Annotated in this window: 15 protein-coding genes and 1 pseudogene; 5 read left to right on the top strand and 11 right to left on the bottom strand. The window is 44.0% G+C overall.

All coding sequences use genetic code 11. The features are described from left to right. Positions 1-13 precede the first annotated feature (13 nt). From BM195_RS13750 to BM195_RS13730, 5 genes are all read right to left on the bottom strand, one after another. On the bottom strand, positions 14-865 hold the full coding sequence (locus tag BM195_RS13750) for a 3-hydroxybutyryl-CoA dehydrogenase (protein ID WP_090239495.1): 852 nt from the start codon (positions 863-865) through the stop codon (positions 14-16). 111 nt (positions 866-976) lie between these two features. Next, positions 977-2,161 (bottom strand): acetyl-CoA C-acetyltransferase, encoded by a 1,185-nt coding sequence (locus BM195_RS13745; protein ID WP_090239491.1) that lies wholly within the window; start codon positions 2,159-2,161, stop codon positions 977-979. 132 nt (positions 2,162-2,293) lie between these two features. Further along, positions 2,294-4,402, bottom strand: coding sequence for a heterodisulfide reductase-related iron-sulfur binding cluster (locus BM195_RS13740; RefSeq protein ID WP_090239486.1), 2,109 nt, complete (start codon positions 4,400-4,402; stop codon positions 2,294-2,296). 435 nt (positions 4,403-4,837) lie between these two features. Then, positions 4,838-6,511 carry an arginine--tRNA ligase gene (argS, locus tag BM195_RS13735; RefSeq protein ID WP_090239481.1) on the bottom strand — a complete coding sequence of 558 codons (1,674 nt, stop codon included), beginning with the start codon at positions 6,509-6,511 and terminating at the stop codon, positions 4,838-4,840. Beyond that, on the bottom strand, positions 6,508-6,951 hold the full coding sequence (locus tag BM195_RS13730) for a YwiB family protein (RefSeq protein WP_090239478.1): 444 nt from the start codon (positions 6,949-6,951) through the stop codon (positions 6,508-6,510). Before BM195_RS13730 ends, argS begins: the two co-directional genes overlap by 4 nt. Before the next feature lie 334 nt (positions 6,952-7,285). On the opposite strand from BM195_RS13730, the pseudogene hepT reads away from it, so the two are divergent. Beyond that, positions 7,286-7,577: pseudogene (hepT, locus tag BM195_RS13725) on the top strand (type VII toxin-antitoxin system HepT family RNase toxin); the annotation flags it as partial. A 186-nt stretch (positions 7,578-7,763) separates the two neighbouring features. After that, positions 7,764-9,827 (top strand): transglycosylase domain-containing protein, encoded by a 2,064-nt coding sequence (locus tag BM195_RS13720; RefSeq protein WP_244535768.1) that lies wholly within the window; start codon positions 7,764-7,766, stop codon positions 9,825-9,827. Positions 9,828-10,053: 226 nt separating this feature from the next. Here the strand turns inward: BM195_RS13720 and BM195_RS13715 are convergent, their stop codons facing one another. From BM195_RS13715 to BM195_RS13705, 3 genes are all read right to left on the bottom strand, one after another. Then, entirely contained in the window at positions 10,054-10,575 is a 522-nt protein-coding gene (locus tag BM195_RS13715; RefSeq protein WP_090239470.1) for a YwhD family protein, read from the bottom strand. 65 nt (positions 10,576-10,640) lie between these two features. Then, the gene (locus tag BM195_RS13710) at positions 10,641-11,141 is read right to left on the bottom strand and encodes a YwgA family protein (RefSeq protein WP_090239465.1); all 501 of its coding nucleotides are present in this window, start codon (positions 11,139-11,141) and stop codon (positions 10,641-10,643) included. After that, positions 11,131-12,462 carry an HD domain-containing protein gene (locus BM195_RS13705; protein ID WP_090239461.1) on the bottom strand — a complete coding sequence of 444 codons (1,332 nt, stop codon included), beginning with the start codon at positions 12,460-12,462 and terminating at the stop codon, positions 11,131-11,133. Before BM195_RS13705 ends, BM195_RS13710 begins: the two co-directional genes overlap by 11 nt. Before the next feature lie 88 nt (positions 12,463-12,550). Here BM195_RS13705 and BM195_RS13700 point away from each other — a divergent pair, with 88 nt between their 5' ends. Beyond that, positions 12,551-13,402, top strand: a complete 852-nt coding sequence (locus BM195_RS13700; RefSeq protein ID WP_090239458.1) for a lipoate--protein ligase family protein — start codon at positions 12,551-12,553, stop codon at positions 13,400-13,402. A 615-nt stretch (positions 13,403-14,017) separates the two neighbouring features. Here the strand turns inward: BM195_RS13700 and BM195_RS13695 are convergent. From BM195_RS13695 to pta, 3 genes are all read right to left on the bottom strand, one after another. Further along, a complete protein-coding gene (locus BM195_RS13695; protein ID WP_090239455.1) occupies positions 14,018-14,776 on the bottom strand; it encodes an HAAS domain-containing protein in 759 nt (252 codons plus the stop codon). 15 nt (positions 14,777-14,791) lie between these two features. Then, positions 14,792-15,130 (bottom strand): PadR family transcriptional regulator, encoded by a 339-nt coding sequence (locus BM195_RS13690; RefSeq protein ID WP_170848265.1) that lies wholly within the window; start codon positions 15,128-15,130, stop codon positions 14,792-14,794. Between the two features lie 279 nt (positions 15,131-15,409). Further along, a complete protein-coding gene (gene pta / locus BM195_RS13685) occupies positions 15,410-16,378 on the bottom strand; it encodes a phosphate acetyltransferase (protein WP_090239451.1) in 969 nt (322 codons plus the stop codon). A 290-nt stretch (positions 16,379-16,668) separates the two neighbouring features. On the opposite strand from pta, the gene hemQ reads away from it, so the two are divergent. Then, positions 16,669-17,409, top strand: coding sequence for a hydrogen peroxide-dependent heme synthase (gene hemQ / locus BM195_RS13680; RefSeq protein ID WP_090239449.1), 741 nt, complete (start codon positions 16,669-16,671; stop codon positions 17,407-17,409). 329 nt (positions 17,410-17,738) lie between these two features. Beyond that, positions 17,739-18,194 carry a spore coat protein GerQ gene (gerQ, locus tag BM195_RS13675; protein WP_090239445.1) on the top strand — a complete coding sequence of 152 codons (456 nt, stop codon included), beginning with the start codon at positions 17,739-17,741 and terminating at the stop codon, positions 18,192-18,194. Positions 18,195-18,387 lie beyond the last annotated feature (193 nt).

The raw sequence follows: 18,387 nt of genomic DNA, 5'->3' as shown, positions 1-18,387 counted from the left end.
ATTTCGCTTCCATTCAACTGTACTGATAAAAGCCTCTGCCTGATTTTTTACCGAGCCAGCCGGCATTCACATATTTGCGAAGCAGCGGGCATGGACGATATTTGCTGTCGCCAAAGCCGTCATGGAGCACTTCCATGATGTAAAGGCACGTATCCAGACCGATGAAGTCTGCAAGTGTCAGAGGCCCCATCGGATGGTTCATGCCGAGTTTCATCACCGTATCAATATCCTCCACTGATGCCACATCTTCGTGTACTGCATAAATAGCTTCGTTGATCATCGGCATTAATATACGGTTCGCCGCAAAACCGGGATAGTCATTCACTTCAACGGCTGTTTTGGAAAGTTCCTTCGCCATATCAGCAACTGCCTGATACGTTTCATCACTTGTCTGAAGCCCGCGAATAACCTCTACAAGTTTCATGACAGGCACCGGATTCATAAAATGCATCCCGATGATCTGGTCAGGGCGATTAGTGGCTGCTGCCATTTCCGTGATGGGAAGGGAGGATGTGTTGGTCGCCAAAATTGCATGGCTTGGTGCACTGGCGTCCAGTTCACGGAACACCTTTGTTTTTACATCCATATTTTCGACAATTGCTTCAATCACCATATCGCAGTTTTCGACTTTCTGAATATCTGTTGTCGGTTGAATCCGGGAAAGTGTATCGTTTTTTTTCTGTTCACTGATACGTTCTTTATCGACAGATTTTGTCAGCAATTTATCGATATGGCCGAAACCTTTCTGAATTGCTTCCTCACTGACGTCGTTCAGCAAAACATCATAACCAGATTGCGCGCAAACCTGGGCAATACCTGAGCCCATCTGTCCTGCGCCGATTACCATTACTTTTTTGATAGTCATTGCTTGCGCCTCCTTTTGAATTGAAATTGATGAATGAGCGATTTTGTCAGCAACTTCAGCAGCATCACATAAATCGGTCGACTCCAAAACCACGATCGAATAGCTTACACATCACTTTGGCACTTCCACCAGCATGGCGTCACCCTGGCCGCCGCCGCTGCAAATCGCTGCAATGCCAAGCCCTCCGCCACGGCGTTTCAGTTCGTGAATCAATGTCAAAATAATACGTGCACCACTTGCGCCGATTGGATGGCCTAAAGCAACTGCCCCGCCATTTACGTTGATTTTTTCCGGGTCAATACCGGCGATTTGGCCGCTAGCCAATGACACTGCCGCAAATGCTTCGTTAATTTCAAACAAATCAATATCATCTTTGGAACGACCGGTTTTTTCGAGCAATTTGTTAATAACCAGTCCCGGCGTTTTTGGAAAATCCTTAGATTCCACGGCAACTTCTGCATGGTCATGAATCGTTGCTATTGGTGTTCTGCCAAGCTGTTCCGCTGTTTCATCGGCCATCACGACAAATGCACCAGCCCCATCATTGACCCCGGGGGCATTGCCGGCTGTAATCGTTCCGTCACGGTCGAACGCCGGACGCAGTTTCGCCAGCGCGTCAACACTGGTATCCTTGCGCGGGGCTTCATCGGTATCGACAACGATCGGATCACCCTTTCGCTGCGGTACTTCAATCGAAACGATTTCTTCGGCAAATTTTCTATTCTCAATCGCTTTGACGGCACGCTGGTGACTGCGATATGACCATTCATCCTGCGCTTCCCGCGTTAAACCATATTCTTCGGCGGTGCTGTTGCCGTAGCTTCCCATGTGAACATCCGCAAATGAGCAAGTCAAGCCATCATATACCATCATATCGACTACTTTTTTATCGCCCATACGGTTTCCCCAACGAGCATCAGGCAAAATATACGGCGCATTGCTCATGCTTTCCATTCCGCCGGCAACAATAATATCTTCATCACCAAGCCTGATGAGCTGATCCGCAAGGGTAACACTGCGCAGGCCTGAAGCACAGACTTTGTTGATTGTTTCCGTTTTGACCTTCCATGGAATTCCTGCTTCACGTGCTGCCTGGCGGGATGGAATTTGTCCCTGTCCTCCCTGTAAGACAGTTCCCATAATGACCTCATCAACTTTTTCTTCAGCCAATCCTGCACGTTCCAACGCTTCCCGGATCGCTTTTCCACCCAGCTGTGATGCCGTAAAAGGCTTTAATGCACCCCCAAATTTACCAAATGGTGTTCTGGCTCCAGATACAATGACAGACTTTCGCATATATCCAACATCCTCTCTTAAAAATAGTTTTATCGTAGTATATGATAACGCTTACTTGTTAACGACTGAACGCTCGCTCGGGAACAGCTTTATGATAAAGAGGGGATGTCGATTCATCCCCTCTTTATCCACTTAGGCAGACTTCTGTTCCTCTTCCACAAACACGGACAATGCCAGTATTTCAGCAACATCCATGGTACTAATGTCTTCCTCAACTTCCTTTGCTTTCGTGCCATCACTCAGCATCGTCAGACAGAATGGACATGCGCTGGAAATCATTGTTGATTCAGTTTCCATGGCCTGTTCGGTACGAGCAACATTAATACGGTTTCCGGTTGTGTCTTCCGTCCACATGAGACCGCCGCCTGCACCGCAGCACATGCCGTTCTCCCTGCTGCGATCCATCTCAGTCAGCTCAAGTCCCGGGATAGATGTCAGAATCTCTCTCGGCGGATCATAGACACCGTTGTATCTTCCTAAATAACAGGAATCATGGTATGTCAGTCGCTGATTAATTTCCCGCTGCGGTTTCAGTTTACCATTCATCACCAGATCATAGAGCATTTGCGTATGGTGATAAACTTCTGCTTCAAAGCCGAAATCAGGATATTCATTTTTGAAAATATTATACGCATGCGGATCTATCGTCACAATCTTCTTCACATGATGTTTCTCGAATTCTTTTATATTTTTCTCGGCAATCTCCTGGAATAAAAACTCATTCCCAATACGACGGGCCGTGTCACCGGAGTTTTGTTCTTTATTTCCAAGAATAGCAAAGCTGACACCTGCCTGGTTCATTAATTTGGCAAAAGCAAGGGCTATTTTTTGACTACGGTTGTCAAATGATCCCATAGAGCTAACCCAGAAAAGATATTCAAAATCTTTTTCCTCTTTCTTGAGTTCTTTGACTGTTGGGATATAGGCATCTTCATCCTGTTCACGCCATTTGATCCGGTCTTTTTTGGAAAGTCCCCAAGGGTTCCCTTGACGTTCAATATTCATCACCGCACGCTGCGCATCCGGATCCATCTTACCTTCCGTCATAACAAGATAACGGCGCATGTCGATAATGGTTCCAACATGTTCATTCATAACCGGGCACGCATCTTCACAATTGCGGCATGTTGTACAGCCCGAAAGCTCCTCTTCCGTGATAACATCACCAATCAGGCTGACACTTTCCATGCCTGCAGCAGCTTCATCTGCTCCTGCACCGGCCAGCTGGTTCCCTTTTGTGTTAGAAAATGCATATGCAGGTACCCAGGCAGATTTTCCTGTAACGGCAGCACCTTTTTCGGTCAAATGATCACGGACTTTGATCATAATATCCATCGGTGACAGCATCTTGCCTGTGCCTGAAGCCGGGCATACATCCGTACAGCGCCCGCATTCGACACATGCGTAAAAGTCAATCATCTGGTGCTGTTCAAAATCCTCCACTTTTCCGACACCAAAGGAGATTTCATCTTCATTTTCTTCTTCATCTATATCAAAGTCGATCTTTTTTAATTTTCCCGGCACGCGTTTGCTCAAAAATACGTTGATGGGCGCAGCAATTAAGTGTGCGTGCTTGGATTGCGGTACGTATACCAGGAATGCCAGAATCGTAACGGTATGAATCCACCAGAAAACATAGAACATGACCATTGCTGCTGTTTGCGGCAACCAGCTAAAGGCCAAAGCTATCAAACTGGCAACTGGTTCTGTCCATGTTGCCGTTTCACCGTGCCAAAGAATCGCCATCCCATTTCCAGCCAGCACGGAAAGCATTAATGTCCCAATGAACAACAGAACAAGTCCCGCTTTAAAACCGCGCTTCAAACGAACGAGCTTTTCAATATAACGCCGGTAAAATGCCCAGACAACCGCCACAAGAATCATTAAAGTCACGATTTCCTGGAAAAACGTAAACCCTGGATAAAACATCCCAAATGGTAAATGATTGCCCGGTGCCAGCCCTTTTACAAACATATCGATGGCACCAAACTGAACGAGTAAAAAACCATAGAACATCATGATATGGATGATTCCGGATTTTTTATCTTTCAGCAGTTTCGACTGTCCGAAAACAATCTTGCCTATGCGGCGGAAGCGTTCTTTAAAATCCCGGTCAAACTCAGATTTCTTTCCCAACTTAATATAGGAAACCCGTGTTGCTACTACTTTGACGAATAAGTATATTCCATAGGCGGCAATCGCTATAAATGCGAGCCAGTTGATCAATAAAAATGTGTTCATCTTCCGCTCCCCCTTTGATATAGTATAACGAAAAATGTTAGCGATTGCATTATTTTGAAAAATAAAAGATGCGTGCCCTACATTTTTGCTGATACTATCACTTTATATGATGAATGATCATTCAGTCAACAGATTTATAGAAACTTAAGAAATTGGATTCACAACTACAATCTTAAGAAACGGACAAAAAGTGGGCATATTTTTTATGATGATGTTGCCCCTTTTTAGGAACTTTTCTCGATTGTAGTAGAAAGAAGGCTCACGGAGACAGGCAGACAGACTCCCGTTTAAGCCAACATGCGCCACACTATGCGGTTTGTCATTGTACGTTTATCAGGGAATCCCCATATTATCAGCTCAATGATTGCTTCGGGAAGACGACCAAAATAACGCAAAAAACTTGCAGAAGCATCTATCTCTGCAAGTTTTTCATCACTACATTTTCACCGGTGCATTTACACCGATCAGCTTGAGACCGTTTGCCAACGTTACCCGTACTGCCTTCATCAGAGCGATGCGTGCTTTGGTCAATTCCGGATTGTCCGGATCGAGCACTTTTTCAGCATTGTAGAAACTGTGCAGCAAGGATGCCAGATCAAAAACATACTGGGTCACTTTATGTGGTGCGTGTTTTTCAGCCGCATCAGCCACTGTCTGCGGGAATTCACCCAATTTTTTCAGAAGATCTGTTTCTTTTTCAACCGTTAACAGTTCGGCGTTAAACTCCCCGCTGGCAGCAATACCTTTTGATTTAGCCTGCTCCAGCATCGTACAGATACGGGCATGGGCATACTGGACATAATAAATCGGGTTATCATTTGATTGGGAACGTGCCAGATCCAGGTTAAAATCAAACTGTGTATCGTTTGATCGCATAACAAAGAAATAACGTGTCGCATCAGGACCTACTTCCTCCATCAAATCGCGCAATGCAACCGCATTACCTGTCCGTTTGCTCATGCGAACTTTTTCGCCGCCTTCGAACAGGTTGACGGTCTGAATGATTTTTACATCAAATTTTTCCGCCGGGTAGCCGAGTGCCTGGATCGCAGCACGCATCCGGGAAATATACCCGTGATGGTCGGATCCCCATACATTAACGATTTTATCAAAACCACGTTCAAGCTTATCTTTATGATACGCGATATCTGGTGTCAGGTACGTGTAACTGCCGTCCTGCTTAATCAGCACACGGTCTTTATCGTCCCCGAAATCGGTTGATCGGAACCATGTTGCCCCGTCCTGTTCATAGACATAACCGCCATCCCACAATGTCTGAACAGCCTCTTCCACCCTGTTATCATCATATAAAGACTGCTCAGAAAACCAGTTGTCAAAATGCACGTGAAAATCTGCTAAATCTTGTTTCAGATTGCCAAGCTCATAATTCAGACCATATTCTTTGAAAAATGCCAGGCGTTCCTGTCTGTTTTTATTCACCCATTGATCACCATACTCATCAGCCAATTTCTGACCAATGCCAACAATATCGTCACCGCGATAGCCGTCTTCAGGCATCACAGCTTCATAGCCAAGCGCTTCTAAGTAGCGGGTTTCAACGGACAGCGCCAAATGATCAATCTGATTCCCGGCATCATTAATATAGTATTCACGTGACACGTCATACCCCGCTGCATCCAGGACATTACAAAACACATCGCCATAGGCCGCGCCACGGGCATGGCCGAGATGCAAATCACCGGTTGGATTCACCGACACAAATTCAACCTGAATCTTTTTGCCTTGACCGGTATTTGATCGTCCGTATGTCTCACCGGCTTCCAGAATAGCCGGGATCAATTCACCAAGAAAGTCATTTTTCATGAAAAAGTTAATGAATCCGGGTCCGGCAATCTCCACTTTTTCAACATTTGCCTTTGCTTCGTCTATTTCAGCCATGATATCTTCGGCAATTTGACGCGGGGCCTTTTTAGCGACCCGTGCAAGCTTCATGGCAATATTCGTCGCAAAATCACCGTGCGCTTTTTCCTTGGGCTTTTCGAGAATGATTTCTGGCAGTTCGCTTTCTCCAGCCAGATCCGCTTTCAGGACAGCTGCGGCAATCTCTTGTTTCAGTATATCTTCTGTTTGTGATAATGCATTGCTCATTGGGAATCCTCCTTGGTTCGAATCATTAATGTCAGCTGATGCTTTCGTTCATCCTGTCCGTTCAGCTTAACGGTATAGTCAATGGTGAGCAGACCATCCTGGTGTTCGGACAGCGCCTGATAGTTTATCGTATTTGTAAATGTTTCCATATGTAGATTGCCGTGCGGATGCTGGAAAACATTTTCCGACGTCTTTTGCTTGCGGAATTGCTGGTGCATGCTGATGGAACCTGTTCGTTTTACACTCACTTTATCTGTAAGAATTGTGATCATATTATAAATCGGCGATCCGTCGTCAGCTGTTTCGTTATAGGTCAGCACATCCATGTTTTCTTTTCGATAAAATCGGCCAGTTTGCCTGACTGTATTGTATTCCATTTGCCCGTTGTCATCAATGGCTGTCTGCAGTTCAACAGCAACCTGTTTCGGGGTTTTGTTCATCGTATCGCTCCTGCTTGATATAATGTCCTATTATAGCGATAAGTTCCAGGAAATTTCAATATAAAGACTGACTGATCTTAAAAAAATACGCCGACCAGCTAAACTTGCGGTACAATTGTCTGATATAATGGTCAGAATTAAACAAGTCATGAGTATGTACGCCAGACTGAATGAAGGGCGGCAGGTCATTTTAAACAAATCCGGGAAAGGGGTTCTGTATATGATAGATGATGTATTTTAAATAAAGCAAAATATCATAGAGCGGTGTATCTACAGAATTGAAGAGGTTTATGATGACCCGGTAATCCTTAAGGACTTCACCAAATAAGACAGTATCATTTTAAATATCCAGCGAGCATGTGAAACTGCCATCGACTTATCGATGCACATTGTGGCCGAACAGCAGCTTGGATTGCCGCAAACAAGCCGTGAAGCATTTAAACCTGCTCCAGTATGCCGGGATGATTAATAAATCCATTGCAGCACAAATGAAGGCAATGGTCGGATTCAGAAATATTGCAGTAGTTAATTATCAAGAGATTGATCATCAAATATTGGAAAAAATCGTAACCACTCATATAAGCGATTTAAAATCATTCACCCACCAGATACGGAAGATTACGGATGAAAAATCAATGATGCCTATCCCCATAAAAATAACGGTCACATGCCCGGGGTTGCGAAATAAATCCGGGCGTTTTTTGGAAACAATCACGTATCTATGCCGCTGATCCATGCCATCCCGGGTTTAATTCCGTCCATTTTTTCCCATAATGAAAATAATAAACACATCATAAATGGAGTTAAAACATATGAAGAAATTTTTACGTTTGAACGGGGAAAAATACCGGCTGTTTTATCTCATACCGATCGGGCTATTTGCTTTCGGTCTGCTTTTGCTTGGCGGCGTATATTTTATCAGCTTTCTGTTGGGGCCGCCACAGCTTACTGATGATCAAAATACGATTTATTACAGTATAGACGGCGACGTAATTGGTGAAGAGCGTGGGGCAGAAAACCGGTATTGGGTGGATTTGGAAGAGATGTCCCCACATTTGATCGAGGCAACCCTGGCAATTGAGGATCGGCACTTTTACAATCATAATGGCTTTGATTTGCAGCGAATCGCCGGTGCAGCTATTTCCGATCTTAAACATTTTTCACTGGAAGAAGGCGCCAGTACACTGACCCAGCAATATGCCCGGAATCTGTTTTTATCACATGAAAAAACTTGGGCACGCAAACTGAAAGAAGCGTTTTATACGGTGAGACTGGAAATGTACTATTCAAAAGACGAGCTGCTCGAAGGTTATTTAAACACCATTTATTATGGGCACAGCGCTTATGGGGCGGAAGCAGCGAGCAGACATTTTTTTGATAAATCGGCAAGCGAGCTGACGCTGGCAGAATCTTCTATGCTTGCAGCCATCCCGAAAGGGCCCTCTTACTATTCACCCTTTCATCACCTGGAAAATGCCGAAAACCGACAGCAGCGGATTTTAGAATTAATGCTGGAAAATGATCAAATAACCGAACAGGAGCATTTTCTTGCCGTCCGGGAAGACCTGGCTTTCACCGAACCTGAACAACGGGAATACGTATCTGCCGCACCCTATTTTCAGGATGCTGCATTAAGCGAAGCAGCAGGGATTTTGGAGCTTGATGCCGAAAAAGTCCGTTCTGGTGGTTATCACATTCATACCACACTTGATACCCAGCTCCAAAAACAGCTTGAAACAAAAACAGAAAGTGTCATCCAGTCGGAAAGCGACATCCAGATTGGTGCCATGGCTATGCATCCGGGCACTGGAGGGATCCGTGCTTTAATCGGTGGCAGAGATTATAAAAGCAGTCCGTTTAACCGGGCAGTAAACGCGGAACGGATGCCAGGATCAGCTTTTAAACCGTTTTTATATTACGCAGCTCTAAACAACGGCTACACACCGACGACCATGCTGATGAGCAAACCAACCGCATTCAGACTTGAGGATGGTGAAGTCTATCAGCCGAGCAACTATAATGGCTATTATGCAAACGAACAAATCACGCTTGCCCAGGCACTGGCACTATCCGACAATGTGTATGCTGTTAAAACCAATTTGTATCTTGGACCGGAAAAATTGGCTAATACAGCGCAGACATTCGGCATTGACAGCAAGCTTAATGCTGTGCCCTCCCTGGCATTAGGTACTTCTTCGGTCACGGTGGAAGAATTGGTCACAGGTTACGGAATGCTCGCAAATGGCGGCTACGATATAGAAAGTCATACAGTATCCAAAATCGTTGACAGAGATGGCATTACCGTATTTGAGCGAAAACAGGAAGAAGAGGAGCCAGTCCTTGATCCGCAATCGGCCTTTGTGCTGACCCAGCTGATGACCGGAATGTTTGACCGGTCATTGGATGGTTACATGTCTGTAACGGGATCCTCCATCGCCGATGAGCTCAGCAGGAAATATGCCGGAAAATCCGGGACAACCAATACCGACAGCTGGATGATCGGCTACAGCCCGTCATTGGTGACTGGTATTTGGACTGGGTACGACAATAACAAGCAAATTACTAGAACTGCAGAGGAAGCCTATGCCAAGGATATATGGGCTTCGTTTATGGAGGATGCACATGAAAATGCTGCTACCCAAAAATTTGATGTTCCGCCTGGTGTTGTCGGCGTCAGGATCGACCCGGATAGCGGTAAACGGGCGACACCTTATTGTGAAACAAGCCGGATGATGTATTTTGAAAAAGGAACTGAACCTGAGGAGCACTGCACCGTGCATATGCCTGATGACCAGAAGGACTCGGATCATGACAGGAAGCAACAAAATGAAGATGATCAGGGTTTATTTGAGAGAGTGTTTGATCTGTTGTTTTAACAATTCCTGTCACGCTCTGAATTTGGTCATATTTGTGGAATGCAAAAATCAAAAAGAGCTGACTCACGCTAAGGGATCAGCTCTTTTTGTGTCCTAGTAATACATGTGTTAGCCCATGTACACATATTTTACAAATTTACGGGTTAAAGTACAAGATTTTAACCAATTGTTCATAAATCGGTCACAAAATGTTCATGATCTTTCATGACCGGACAGCGAAGCTTTGCTATTCAGGCAGTGCATTTTTCAATTCATCTGAAGAATGATGCCACATGTCGCCGCCTTCAAAGTCAGCAAGAAAATCCTTCAGTAATTTCTTGGAATGATCGTCCATATGGTCAACCATTATGTTCCCCTTCAAGGATTTCTCCATATGTTTGACATGTTCCGGCATCGACTTGTAAGCACGCTTGATCGATCGGTCAACAACGATTTCACTGCCGCACACACCGGCAAAGTAAGGACTATTTTCACCTTTTTCCGTTGTAACCCAGACAATCCAATAACGTTTGCCGTTCGCTACGACCTCTCTGTCATTCTGAAACTTCACACGCCGCTCTACTTCACTGCGCGCATGCATCGCACCCATATCGACAAAGGCACGGTCCTCATTCGGATCAATAATCACGGATGACATATTTTCAAGACTGATCGCGCCGACACCATAACCGCCATGTCCATCGTTCGGATCGTCTTTAATAATGGTAAATTGATTCGTCTTCTTCTGGTTGGAAGATTGATCTGCCATTTCAAGAACCCTCCTGGATTTATGTTGGTTCTTATTGTAGCATATCATTGAAAAGCATCCAAAGCTTATTGTACCGGCCTGATCTCACCTATGAACCGGAATGCTTCATCGATTTCAGCCTTGGTGTAGTTTTGTTTCGGTTTAACGGCATGCACTTTCTCCACCACTTCATTTACCGGCAGCCCTTCAAAATAGAACACAGTCGAAACGAGCTCAAGAAATCGTGAACTCTGCCCTTTCAGCAATGCAATCTGTTCTGTCATATCCGGCATTTCCATTTGAAATTGGTCTAAAAAAGCCTCCCCATCACTAGTAATCTCATAATGATATTGAATATAGTTCGATTTTGTTTCTTTTTCCTCAGATATAAATCCCAGATTACACAGTTCCTCAATCCTTAGTGAAAGTTCCTCCGAGTATGGCCCATAAAAATGAAATTGGTATTTTTCCTCAAACGGAACATGACATTTTTGCAGGATATAGATCATTTTTTGCAGCTTTTTCCGTCCGGATACTTCATTAGCTGCCGAAAAAAATTGCATTAGTTTGGCATGGTTAGTCAGCATCTTCACCCGCTCCTTCCAGGGAATACTCAAGATTTAAAAGTTCCAGAATTTGTTTTTTGACTGGATTATCATTGGTAAGCTTCAACAGCATATCTTCCGGGAAATACAGTTTGTGATCGGTCCGCTTTTTTCCGGAAATTGATTCAACAATATCCGAATGCCTGGAAAGTTCCTTTAAATTCCTATCAGGCATTAACAGATTGATCGGCAAGCGTTCGTCATCTTCGCCCGGTCGGTAAAAATCATACGGCAAATCGGATGAGGAATCGACGACGAGATAATATTCCGGATCGATCCCTGCCTCCTGAAACAGCCTGTACAGTTCCATCCATTCGTTCATCTGCAAGTTCGGATTAAATTCAATGTACTTTAACAAACGGCGGTTCATGAATCGCTCGCACAAATCCCGTAATATATTATCGTCCTCTTCCTGCCACAGCTGAAAGTAATAGAAAACAATCGATTCGTCGAGCTTTAAATAATCATTTAGATCGACATTCTCTTGAAAAAATGAAATAAAGTGAAACGGCTTTAATTTAAAAGTATAGTTGTTTTCAAATAAGTACTTTGCCCGGTGCAGAATTTTTGACAAAATCACCTCGGCACTGCGCGTTACCGGATGAAAGTAAACCTGCCAGTACATCTGGTAACGGCTCATGATGTAGTCTTCAACTGCATGCATGCCGCTTGATTTAATCACCACCTGATCGTCAATCGGGCGCATGACGCGCAAAATACGCTCCATGTCAAAGTGCCCGTAACTGACGCCGGTGAAGTAGGCATCACGCTGCAAGTAATCCATCCGGTCAGCATCGATCTGACTGGAAATCAGGCTGACGACAAGCTTATCCTCATATGTTTTATCAATTACGTCGGCCACTTTTTTGGAAAATGCCGGTTCTACCCGTTCGAGAATATGATGTATTTGTGTATCGCCAAGGATGATCTGCTGTGTAAAATGCTCATGATCCAATTTGTAGACTTTTTCAAACGAGTGTGAAAACGGACCATGCCCCAAATCATGCAAAAGAGCCGCGCATAGACAGAGCAAGCGTTCTTCATTATTCCAGCGATCACGGTTTTCAAAATTGCCGATAATACGCCGGACGATTTCATAAACACCGAGCGAGTGATTGAAGCGGCTATGCTCAGCACCATGAAATGTCAGATAGGATGTCCCGAGCTGCTTGATCCGCCTTAACCGCTGAAATTCAGGTGTGGCAATTAAATCCCAGATAACCCGATCCTGTACGTGAACATACCGGTGTACCGGGTCTTTAAAAACTTTTTCTTCATGTAGCTGTTCGTTTTTGTATGACATTATTTCAACCCGTTTCTGTTCGACAATGTTATCATATATTATATAATAGATATCTTGGGGATAAAAGGTTTAATCAAAGGAGAAGCAGATGAAAAGTTGGAAAGATGTGGTCGCACACAGGCAGTTTCGTTATCTTGACCATTCGAAAAAAAAATCGTTCCATGGAAAATCATATACAGCACTGACATCATTTGCTATTGACGATGTGCTGGCGCTGTTTGCTGATGGTGTAAATGCAGATCCGGCGCTTCGATTATGGGTGCATCCGAACACCATTGTCCTCGGCATTCCTGATTCACGTCTGCCGTATTTGGAAGAAGGTGTCAGGCTGCTTTCTGAGCGAGGCTACTATACGGTCGTGAGGAATTCCGGCGGGCTGGCAGTTGCACTGGACTCGGGCGTTTTGAACATTTCACTCGTCCTGCCTGATGTACAAGGGACTTCCATCCACGATTGTTATGAAGCAATGGTTAGTTTTATCCGTTACATGCTTCGTGATCTCACAGATAAAATCGAAGCCTATGAAATTGTCGGCTCGTACTGCCCTGGCGATTATGATTTAAGCATTGACGGCCGGAAATTTGCCGGCATTTCTCAGCGGCGCGTTAAGGACGGGGCAGCGATTCAAATTTATGTGGATGTAGAGGGAAATAGCAGAGAGCGCGCGGAGTTGGTCAGGGATTTTTATGATAGTTCCCGGAAAGGTAAAGATACAAAATTTGATTATCCGGATATCAACCCTGATGTGATGGCCTCATTGTCGGAGCTGCTTGGCATGAAATTGACCGTTGCGGCGATGAAAGGGCGAGTACTGAACGCATTGCAGAATACGAGCGAGCGAATTGTCACCGATGACTTTTCGGATGAAGAGCTGGTGCAGTTTGAGAAGCGGTATGAGCAAATGGTGAAGCGAAATAAGAAAGTGGCAGGAATGCAGTGAGGTGATTTTGTCATAGATTGGCCAGAGGGCAAGTTTTGTATGGATGTTTTTGATTTCGGGATGAAATTTTTGATTTTGGAATGAAGATTCTTTTTCACGCTGAAGTTTTTGTTTTCGGGATGAAGTTTGCCAGCTGTAAAGAGACTGGGACAAAAGTATATAAGCCAAAGATAAATCCGAACGATGATTCCACTATTATGGGAACAGTTCGGTTTTATCTTTTGAGGTATTTTTGAACATTTGTTGCGAATGATCGATCAACTGAGAAGTAACTTGGTCTAAGATTTGCTTGCTTCCATGCTTTTGTTGGTGAATGCATGATTGTCGCTGCGGAAAAAATACGCCTTTTCCGGGGACACGAGCCGAAGACCCCGCAGGAAAGAGGTCTTTGCTTTCCGAGGAGGCCCATGGAAAGCGCAGTATGCCGCCGGATCGCACGCAACTAACATCAGAATGGGAGGAAGGCTACACCAAGACAAATTGTCACGCTTTCGCAGTCGTTATCAACGGTGAATAAGGATGTGACTGTTGAAAAATTCAAATGCTGCACTTCCTGCCCTGTCATCGTTCGTCTTTAGCGTGGAACGTTTTAACTGTGTTCCAGCCTGTTTCATATCACGATGCTTTATTCATTTTACTGTCTATGAACATATAAACACCGATACCGCCAAAACTGGCGACAGTACTTAAAATCATCTGTGTCTCCTGGACCATCGCAGTCAGCCTGAACAGATATTCAGGCAGCAATAGCATTGTTAAAACAATCGGCAGCACCCATGTCTTTGCCCACCAGGATACTGCAATGAGGAAAACTACGGTAATGACTGCTGTCAAAATCGTTCCCGCTGTACCAAAGTAAATCATGGGTGTTTCAACAGCCCGATTTATATAAGTCAATCCGACAAACAAGCCGATGGGAATTATTCCCAATACAAAAAAGATGCTTAATTCTTTCCATTTTGAAAGTTTGTTCCCGACTATGTATTTAAACGTCATTAGCATGCCAAATATAAAAATGACACCTAGAACAACATGACCTATCAATTCAAGCACTGAATAGGATAACGTGCCTTCAAATAAATCATTGGCCAGTGAAAACGAAAAAGACCCCAAAATGATAAGCATTACATACTTAAACCACGATTTGTAATCAGCGGCCAGCTCATTTGACAGCTGTTCCATATATTCCTTTGGAGAATGTCCTATAATTTTTTCAACCGATTTTCCTTCTTTCTCTGCTTCCATCAAATGGACTTCCAGTTCTTCTACTATGTCCTGTATATCATCTGAATTTTTGCCGTTGGAAAATAAATAAACCCGCAAGTCCTCTAAAAATTCTCTGCTTTTGGTCGATAGTTCTGTTTTTCCAGGCACACAATCATCCCCTTTCTAAAATTCATCTGATGATGTTTCATGTTCCAGAATCCGATTGACATTATTCTGCAGATCATTCCACCGCCGGATAAAACCATCCAATTCCTGTTCTCCTTTTGATGTGAGGGAATAATATTTTCGTTTTGGCCCGGCTGTTGATTTTTTGCGGGTGGATGTCACCAGTTCTTCTTTTTGCATCCGCATCAAAAGCGGATAGATCGTCCCTTCACTTAACGCGTCAAATCCATACCTTTCCAGTCGCTCAGCCAATTCATAGCCATATACTTCCTTGTCCTTAATAATAGCCAGCAAGCAGCCATCCAGAATTCCTTTCATCATCTGTGTTGTCGACAAGGGCTTTTCACCTCACTTATGTATCTTGCATTACAAGGTATATAAGTATTGTATATTATAATATCTTGTAATGCAAGGTATTTAATGAAAAAATCATTCTGTTTAAAAGGATGTGCCACCATCTATCAACGCTTATGGGAGATTTATAGTGAAAGACTTTGGTTTTTTAACACTGCTTTTTCCCATTTCATCATTGATTCAGCAGCCTATCAGCGTTTACTGATTTTTTCAATAACGTATAAAAGCGCACAGCCCGTGCTGTACGCCCTTTCCTTCTATTTATGCCTGTGCCGCTGTAATCAGTGCCAAATTATATACATCCTCAGCACTGCACCCGCGCGACAGGTCATTGACCGGTTTGTTCAGTCCTTGCAAGATTGGACCGACTGCTTCAAATTCACCAAGACGCTGGGCGACTTTGTAGCCAATATTCCCCGCTTCAAGACTCGGGAAAATAAAGACATTCGCATCGCCTTTGATTACCGATTCAGGTGCTTTTTTTGCTGCAACACTCGGCACAAATGCTGCGTCAAACTGAAATTCACCATCGATGACGAGTGAAGGATTTTTCTCCCGTGCCAGATTCAATGCGTTGATAACTTTATCCGTTTCCTCCGATTGAGCGGAACCTTTCGTGGAAAAGCTGAGCATGGCAATCCTCGGGTCAACATTGAACAATTCGGCTGTGTTAGCGCTCTCCACCGCAATCTCGGCCAAATCCTGACTGTCGGGGTTCATATTGATCGCGCAATCAGCAAATACATATTTTTCATCATTGCGGACCATGATAAAGACGCCGGATGTTTTCTTAATGCCGTCCTTTGTCTTAATGATCTGCAGTGCCGGCCGTACCGTATCAGCCGTTGAATGGGTTGCACCGCTGACAAGTCCGTCCGCCTGGTTCATGTAGACAAGCATTGTCCCGAAATAATTTTCATCCAGCAAAATTTGCCGTGCGTCAGCAGCCGTTACCTTTCCTTTGCGGCGCTCAACAAACGCATCGATCATATCGCCAAACAACGGGAAATCATGTGGATCGATCATCTGACACGCGGACACATTCACATTTACGGCTTCCGCCTTCTGCCTGATTTCCTGTATATCTCCCAGTAATATGGGTGTCACGATGCCGGAAGCGCCAAGCTGACTGGCAGCCGTCAGAACCCTTTCATCCCGGCCTTCAGGAAAAACAATTTTTTTATCCGTATTTTTTAACTGATCCTTTATTTGCTCAAAAAGATTACTCATCAAGAGCACCTCCCATTGTGTATCATACTTGATTCTTTATTTCTTGAAAACAATTGTCACTTAATTGACATGATCTTTTGACAGAACCCTGACATGCGCTCTATTCCATGCTTATCGTACCCTAAATATGATATAGTTAAAACATGCTAGAAAAAACTCAGCATAACCTCGTTTTTTAAAGGTCAGAGTTCAGATGCTGGAAGTCTGATTGAGGAAGTCGGTTAGCTGATTTCAGTATCAAAAACAGCAAAAAATACATTTCCAACATCGTCAATAAAGGAGAGATTTCTATGGCAGCTGAAGCAGTTAAAACATTGGACGGCTGGTATTGCCTGCATGACATGCGTACGATCGACTGGACATCATGGAAAATGGCTTCATCCGACGAACGTGACAAAGCCATTCAAGAATTCAAAAGCTTGTTGACAAAATGGGAAGAAGTCGAAGCAGCGGAAACCGGCAGTCATGCTCTCTACAAGGTTGTGGGCCAAAAAGCGGATTTAATGTTCATGTTCTTACGTCCGACAATGAATGCATTAACCGATATTGAAACAGAATTCAATAAATCGAAAATTGCCGAGTATCTGCGTCCTGCCAAATCCTATGTCTCCGTTGTGGAACTTTCGCAATACAGTGGGAACAGCTCAGCAGATGATCCAAAAACACGGGAACGACTCTATCCAATTTTGCCGAAATGGGAGCATATGTGTTTCTACCCGATGGACAAACGCCGCCAGGGGGACGAGAACTGGTATTCACTCGATTTCAAAGAACGGACGCGACTGCTTTATGAGCATTCTAAAACCGGGCGCAAATATGCCGGCGAGGTGAAACAAATCATTACCGGCTCATTCGGCTTTGATGACTGGGAATGGGGCGTTACCCTGTTTGCCCATGACGTGCTGCAGCTGAAAAAACTCGTCTACGAAATGCGCTTTGACGAAGTAACTGCCCGCTACGGTGAATTCGGCGAGTTTTTCGTCGGTAACCACCTGGCGAAAGAAAACATTGACACTTATTTGCAGGTTTAAATTGAAAAAATCATAGATAACCCCTGGAAGAATCGGTGAATCAGCCGATTCTTTTTTATGCCAAATCGTGCACCGCATCCATTATTCGATGACATTGACGCGCTTGCAATTTGTAATATTCAGCTTTCACCTTCATAACCATCCGCCCAAAAAATGTCGCAAATTGCCCCATACTTTTTCATCCGCATCTGTCATCATTTCATTCCAGCCTTCATACATATATCTAGTAGGCCAAAACAGCATGAACTCAATAGAAATGTGCATTTCTGTTTTGATGTACCTGGTTCGTCCGAATGTCCGAAAGTATATTAATAACAGGAGGTTTTTTCATGAGTGAGAAAGACAACAATGTCCATTATCCGTACACAAATCCCTATCAAGCATACCCATACTACTATTACCCGCAGTCATCCCCAGTATACTATCCCTTTTACGACCCGCGGCAAGTTCCTCAAAACCAGCAGCAACAACAACAGCAGGCTCAAAATGGTCAGGGTATGCTGCCGATGGAACAATCGTACATTGAAAATATTTTACGGTTAAATGAAGGAAAACGTGCAACGGTTTATATGACGTTTGAAAACAATGAGGAGTGGAACGCTAAAATATTTCGGGGAGTCATTGAGGCAGCCGGAAGAGATCATATCATTTTGCGTGACCCGCAAACAGGCAGAAGATATTTGCTATTAATGATTTATCTGGACTATGTCACATTTGATGAAGAACTGAATTATGAATACCCATACGGTGCTGAAGGACAAATGGCGCAATACCCGCCAAGATAACTTTGATTCGCCTTTTAACCAGAATTGAATAGACTATAAAACCCGTATTTTTCTGGAATGAAGCGCCCTCCATTCATTGGGCGCTTACATTTGTTTTTTCCCACCTTAACAGGCTGTACGCTTCCCGTATTTTAAAGTTATCGTATCATCGCACGTTCTGACGGAAGCTACTGCCTGTAAAGGTCCGATTCTG

The organism is Lentibacillus halodurans, assembly GCF_900112045.1.
Taxonomy (GTDB): Bacteria; Bacillota; Bacilli; order Bacillales; family Amphibacillaceae; genus Lentibacillus; species Lentibacillus halodurans.
This window is presented reverse-complemented; position numbering and strand designations above follow the sequence as displayed.